Origin of the sequence: Pacificibacter sp. (assembly GCF_039769035.1) — a bacterium.
Classification (GTDB): Bacteria; Pseudomonadota; Alphaproteobacteria; order Rhodobacterales; family Rhodobacteraceae; genus Celeribacter.
The window spans coordinates 1-6,040 of the sequence record NZ_JBDMZG010000165.1 but is presented as its reverse complement, the minus strand read 5'-3'; the positions used below and the strand labels follow the sequence as shown (position 1 = coordinate 6,040).

At 54.4% G+C, this 6,040-nt stretch carries 7 protein-coding genes; 2 read left to right on the top strand and 5 right to left on the bottom strand.

The genetic code is table 11. The features are described 5' to 3' along the window. Window positions 1–200 precede the first annotated feature (200 nt). From ABF287_RS14020 to ABF287_RS14000, 5 genes are read right to left on the bottom strand one after another with little or no spacing between them, the layout of a single operon-like run. Window positions 201–1,232 (bottom strand): proline racemase family protein, encoded by a 1,032-nt coding sequence (locus ABF287_RS14020; RefSeq protein ID WP_089894734.1) that lies wholly within the window; start codon window positions 1,230–1,232, stop codon window positions 201–203. A gap of 9 nt (window positions 1,233–1,241) precedes the next feature. Further along, window positions 1,242–1,964, bottom strand: a complete 723-nt coding sequence (locus ABF287_RS14015; RefSeq protein WP_347185621.1) for an amino acid ABC transporter ATP-binding protein — start codon at window positions 1,962–1,964, stop codon at window positions 1,242–1,244. Further along, window positions 1,961–2,623 carry an amino acid ABC transporter permease gene (locus ABF287_RS14010; RefSeq protein WP_347185620.1) on the bottom strand — a complete coding sequence of 221 codons (663 nt, stop codon included), beginning with the start codon at window positions 2,621–2,623 and terminating at the stop codon, window positions 1,961–1,963. The genes ABF287_RS14015 and ABF287_RS14010 overlap by 4 nt, the downstream gene beginning before the upstream one ends. A 10-nt stretch (window positions 2,624–2,633) precedes the next feature. Further along, entirely contained in the window at window positions 2,634–3,296 is a 663-nt protein-coding gene (locus ABF287_RS14005; RefSeq protein WP_347185619.1) for an amino acid ABC transporter permease, read from the bottom strand. 57 nt (window positions 3,297–3,353) lie between these two features. After that, window positions 3,354–4,163, bottom strand: coding sequence for a transporter substrate-binding domain-containing protein (locus ABF287_RS14000; protein WP_347185618.1), 810 nt, complete (start codon window positions 4,161–4,163; stop codon window positions 3,354–3,356). A 137-nt stretch (window positions 4,164–4,300) separates the two neighbouring features. Between ABF287_RS14000 and ABF287_RS13995 the strand changes: the two genes are divergently transcribed. Beyond that, entirely contained in the window at window positions 4,301–4,972 is a 672-nt protein-coding gene (locus ABF287_RS13995; protein ID WP_347185617.1) for a GntR family transcriptional regulator, read from the top strand. After that, the gene (locus ABF287_RS13990; protein ID WP_347185616.1) at window positions 4,969–5,922 is read left to right on the top strand and encodes an ornithine cyclodeaminase; all 954 of its coding nucleotides are present in this window, start codon (window positions 4,969–4,971) and stop codon (window positions 5,920–5,922) included. The genes ABF287_RS13995 and ABF287_RS13990 overlap by 4 nt, the downstream gene beginning before the upstream one ends. The last annotated feature ends 118 nt before the right edge of the window (window positions 5,923–6,040 follow it).

Below are 6,040 nucleotides of genomic sequence, written 5' to 3'. Positions count from 1 at the left end.
GTCACGAAACGCAGACATTTCTGTCCTTTTCTGGAGCGCCCTCAATGACTGGTTCTTGCGGTTCGTTATGCCGTTTATTTTCGTGATGGATCAACTGAAGAACATTCGACTAATACTGGTGAAATCAAATCTTGGAAGAGACAGTGCCCGCCGCTTTGCGGATAAGTATTTCTCTCAAAGCGCATGTTGCGAGAAAACCTTTACTTGTAGTGCGGCCAAGTGTCGGCAAGGCGGTAGCCTTCGGGCCACGGATCGCTTGGGTCCAACATGTGTTGGTGTGTCCCCGTGACCCAGCCGCGACCGCGAATCTCGGGCCTAATTGCTGGGGTTTCCCCGACTTTTGTTTCGCCCAAGATTTTACCGTGGAATTCCGACCCAATGATCGAGATGCCTGTTAGGCGGTCTCCAACGGCCATCTCACCCTTTGCATGAAGCAACGCCATACGCGCTGAGACGGCGGTTCCTGTCGGTGAGCGATCCAGCTTTCCCGGTTGGATGGAGACGATCGATTTCGCCTGAAGCCCGTCTTCACCGCGTTGCAACGCACCGGCAAATAAACAGAAAGAATGGTGTCTCCAGTCTGGATTAAGCGGGTGATCAAAGCCCAATTGGTCGTTTGCAGCATTTGTGATTTTCACGCCAAGTTCAGCGAGGGTTTGTGCCTCGTCGGCTTCCAGCGAAAGCCCGAGTGACGCCTGATCAACCACGACAAAACTGTCACCGCCAAACGCAGTGTCAACCATGACGGTTCCGAGGCCTTCAATTTCCAGAGGCACGCCCATCAGGCCAGCAAATGAGGGCAGGTTTTCAACTTCGATCCATTCGGCTTTGCCATTGGCGCAATACGCCCGAACGCGCACAAGACCGCCCGGGGCTTCAAGGACCATTTCCGTAACGGGCTCTTGCATCGGGATAATGCCTGTATCCAGCAAGACAGTAGATACACAAATCGAGTTTGAGCCGGACATTGGCGGTGTGTCCTCGGGTTCCATGATGATCCAAGCCGCCTGAGCCTCTGGATGCTTGGGCGGTACCAACAGGTTCACATGGCGAAACACGCCGCCGCGGGGTTCATTGAGCATGAAGCTGCGAAGCACGTCATCCTTGGCAATCCACTTGCGTTGTTCCCAGATGCTTTCGCCTGGCGGTGGGGTGACTCCGCCAACAATCACGTCCCCAACTTCGCCCTCAGCATGACAAGAAACTGTGTGGATGACTTTTGTGCTACGCATGCTTGGACCTTAACGAATGTTGGACAGGAATTTTTGTAGGTGTTCGGATTTGGGGGATCCAAAGATGTTCTCTGGCGTGTCAATTTCTTCAATAACGCCCTGATGGAAAAACGCCACACGGTCAGACACATCGCGTGCGAAGCTCATCTCATGGGTGACGCAGATCATGGTCATACCCTCTTCGGCCAGCAGGCGCATTGTATCCAGCACCTCGCCCACCAGTTCAGGATCAAGGGCTGATGTTGCCTCGTCAAAGAGCATGTAATCGGGTTCCATCGCCAATGCACGGGCAATCGCAAGGCGTTGTTGTTGGCCGCCGGACAAAGCACTTGGGTAGACGTGTAGCTTATCACCCAACCCGACATGCTCCAGTTGTTTGGCGGCGATGTCGCGGGCCTCTGCCTTTGATTTGCCTTTGACGATTTGGGGGGCCAACGCCACGTTTTCCAGCGCAGTCAGATGCGGAAAGCTATTCCACTGTTGAAACACCATGCCCATTTTCTGGCGTAGTTTGTTAATGTCTGTACCCTTAGCGTGCACGTCGGTGCCTGCAACGGTGACGGTCCCCGCTTGGATCGCTTCAAGCCCGTTGATGCAATATAGCAAGGTCGATTTTCCCGATCCTGACGCGCCGATAATGGACAGCACCTCACCCTTCGGAATATCAAGGTCGATGCCCTTGAGAACCTGTAAGGTGCCAAAGTATTTTTCTAGTCCACGAATTTCAATCATGAGCTCCACCGTTTTTCGAGTGTCGCGGCGTAGCGCGAGATTGGATAAGATAGTGCAAAGTAGAATGCACCAGCAATTGTGAGGATCAATAAAGGTTCCTGCGTGCGCGTAATCAGAATCTGGCTGGCTTTTAGCAGCTCGATATATCCCAGCACCGACACAAGCGCGCTATCCTTCATCACGCCAAGCGCGACCCCCACCCATGAGGGGAAGACGGCACGTCCACCTATGGGAAGGACGACATATCTTAAGTCTTGCCAATAGGCCATGCCCAACGAGCGTGCCGCGCGGCGCATGGGTTGCCCAACGGCCTCCATGCCCCCACGCGCGACATTCGCAACGAGGGACGCGCAATAGATCGAAAGGATCACAACACCAGAAAGGAAGGGGTCTAGGTTTAATCCGATAATGGGTGCAAAATTATAGAACAATACCAACTGGATGATCAACGGCACCGAGCGGAACACATCCAACAATGGCCCGAGCGTTAGGGCAGCGGCCCACTTGCCCTCATACATCATCCATCCAAAGAGCCCGCCCAAAACGGTACCTATTGAAATAGAAAGTATAGAGATCAGCAATGTACGCCATGCCGCTTGGGTCAGATACAAAAGATCGCTTGGTTGAAAGCCGGAAAAGAAACTTATCGTCAGTTCCATGGTACTCTCCTCAATACCGAAATAGGCGCGTGGCTAGCATGCGTGATCCCAGCAGGATGATCTTGACAATTACATAGTAAATTACTGCAGTGACGGCGAAATATTCAAAAATGCGATAGGTACGGCTGGCCAACGCCTGTGTTTCGCCAGAGAGCTCGCGAAAGCCCACCAGCATTCCAAGTGAAGACATGAGTACTGCCCAGACCATTTGGTTGGTCAGTGGATGATAAACGATGCGAAAAACCTGCGGGATGATGATCCGCGTATAGCTTTGCCATGCAGTCATCCCCAACGAGCGTGCAGCGCGGATCTGCGTGTCAGGAATGGCCTGAAACCCACCACGAAAGTTTTCGGCAAGGTATCCGGCGCAATTGAAGCTGAGGGCTACGAGCACGATCACGTATGGCGACATGTGAATGCCCACGGCACCCAGTCCGAACCCGAAAAAAAACAATTGGAACAACGCAGGTGTGTTACGCGCCAGTTCGACCCAGGCCGAAGCGAGCCATTTCAGCGGGCCGCGCATGTGCATGCGGATAAGCGCAAGCCCCAGACCAAAGATGATCCCAAGTACCATCGACAGAGCCGCAATCTCAAGCGTCGTCAACCCGGCTGCAAGCAGGTCCGGCAAGCTTTTGAACACTGGCCGCCAATGGAAATTATAGTCGAACATGCGAGCCCCCGCGCGGTAGAGTGACCCCGCCCTTCAATTGGGGCGGGGTGGTTGGTTTTAGTACATCACGCCGGGAATGCGCAGTTCAGGCGCATCGCCACCGACATATTTGCCCCAGAGCTCCTGATAGCGACCAGAACGCGCTTGATGGGTGACAAAGAGGTTGAGGTAGTTCAGCCACGACACGTCCTGACGCTTGGCCACCACCGAGGTGTAGTCGGTTGTCCAAGGCATGCGTGGGCCAGCAAGAATGTTGTCATATTGCTGCGTAATCGGCAAAACGGCAGTGTTGGTGGTCAGGCCAATGTCAGCCTTACCTTGCGCAACGGCAAGGAAAACCTCGTTCTCGGACTGGTAGCCCTGATAGTTGGCTTCTTCGCCCCACTCCGCCGCGATCTTGAGCCACTCCTGCTCCGGCACGGTGCCCACAGCGGCCGCCACGCGCTTGCCGCGGATGTCATCAAACGTGGTGATCCCGCTGTCTGCGCTCACAACGCCCTGAGCATAGTAAACTGCGTAAGGGATTGAGAAGCCAACTGTCCGCGCCCGTTGCAGGCTGTCAGAGGTTGCACCAAAAACGACGTCGGCGCGGCCAGTGACGATCACCGGCAGGCGCTCGGACCATGTCAGCGGCATAATTTCATATTCAACTTCCAGCGCGGCGGCCAGATCGGCGCAATAATCCACGTCAAAGCCTGCAGGTTCGTTATTCGCATCGCGATAGCCGATTGGTGGAAAATCCAGAACAACGCCGCAGCGCAGGGTGCCGCGGTCTACAACGTCGTCAAGTGTATCCGCGCTCACCGTAGCGGCAAAGGTGGTAGCAAGGACGGCGGCCGCAGCGACCGCAGTTTGAATCTTTATCATTATGTCAACTCCCTGTTGAGGTTAAGATGGATAATTCGTATATTGGATCCAATATAAAGGCAACAATAAACAACGCTGGATATCGAGGTGCCGAGCCAGTATATGTGAGTGAAGACAGTTCAAATCAGGGAAAGTCGATGAATTTCAAAGCCGTTAACGTCGCTCAAAGCAAATCCGCAACCGAGATTGTTTTTGATTCACTGCGTCAGGCCATTATCATGGGCGAGATGGAAGACGGCGAACCTCTACGACAGGAGGAAATCGCAAAGGCCTTTAACACAAGCCGGATTCCAGTGCGTGAGGCGATCGCCCGACTGGAACAACTTGGTCTGGTCGAAGCGCGGCGTTACAAGGGCGCGGTGGTTGCCGCCATTTCGATTGAGGAATTCGACGAAATTTTCGACCTGCGCGCGGTTGTCGAAAGCGACGCCATGCGGCGCGCTGTGCCGCTGATGACCAAAGCGTCACTTGCCGAGGCCCGATCGTATCATGTGGCCTTTGCTGCCGCGACCGAGCCCGAAGAATGGACGGCCTTGAATCGCAAGTTTCATTGCTGTCTTTACGAAGCCGCCAATTCCCCAAACTACCTCAAGGTAATTAACGGCCTTCTAGACCGGTTGGACCGGTATCTGCGCGCGCAGCTTTCCCTGACCGACGGGATGGAGCGCGCGACACAGGAACACGAGAGCATCCTTGCGGCCTGCGAAGCGGGCGACGCCGAACATGCCGCCGCACTGACCTACGATCATGTGCAAGACGCAAAAGCGTCTCTCCTCAACTACCTCAAGCAAAAGCGGGAAAAGACATGAGCTCGAATTACATCAACTATGAGAGCGCCATTGACCTGTTGTCCTGGGAGGGTTCTGTCGCAGCTTTGCGCGCCGGGCACCTGCGGCCAAAGGCAGAGATAGCTGATATCTTTTTGGGGCCGCAAACGGCGACTTTGTTGAACCGGGCCGCATTCATCGACGGTCTGGGATACGGCGTGAAGGCGGTCACAGTGATGGGCGAAAATCCGGCCAAGGGCTTGCCGACCGTTCAGGGTGCGATGATGGTCTACGAGCCTGACATGGGAGGTCTGAGCGCCATCATCGACAGTCGTCTTGTCACCGAAATCAAGACGGCCAGCGACTCAACCCTTGGCGCACGTCTGCTGGCGCGACCAGATAGCAAACGGCTGTTAATTGTCGGCGCAGGGGTGGTCGCAGAAAGCCTCATCCATGCATATACTGCGATATTTCCCAGACTTGAGCATGTTTTGGTATGGGCCAGACGACCCGAACAGGCCCAAGCTCTTTTGAAGCGGATGACGGGCATCAAGGCAAAGCTCTCTGTTGCAGAGGATTTGGCGACAACTGCCGCCAGCGCAGATATCATCAGTTCTGCAACGATGGCCCGCACGCCTGTTCTCAAGGGGGAATGGATTACGCCCGGAACGCATGTCGATTTGATCGGTGCCTTCAAGGCCGATATGCGCGAAGCCGATAATGCGTTAATTTCATCTGGATCCCTTTTCGTCGACAGCCGCGACACCACACTGCATCATATCGGCGAGTTGATGATCCCCCTTGCCGCCGGCATAATCAACGAAAGTGACATCAAAGGGGACTTCTATGATCTCATCGCAAGCGGGACAACGGCGCGCAAATCAGATGACGAAATCACCGTGTTCAAAAACGGTGGCGGTGCGCATCTTGATCTCATGATCGCCGATTACATTTCCGGCGCTGTCGCCAGAAAATCATCACCCAGGACATAATAACCCAAAGCGGGGAGCTGTCAGACAAATCAAAACTCGCATCAGATTGTTAGCACAGCCTAAATCTATGCGCTCAATAGTTGACGCCACTCAGCGAGAGCAACGGTACGGTTTAGCT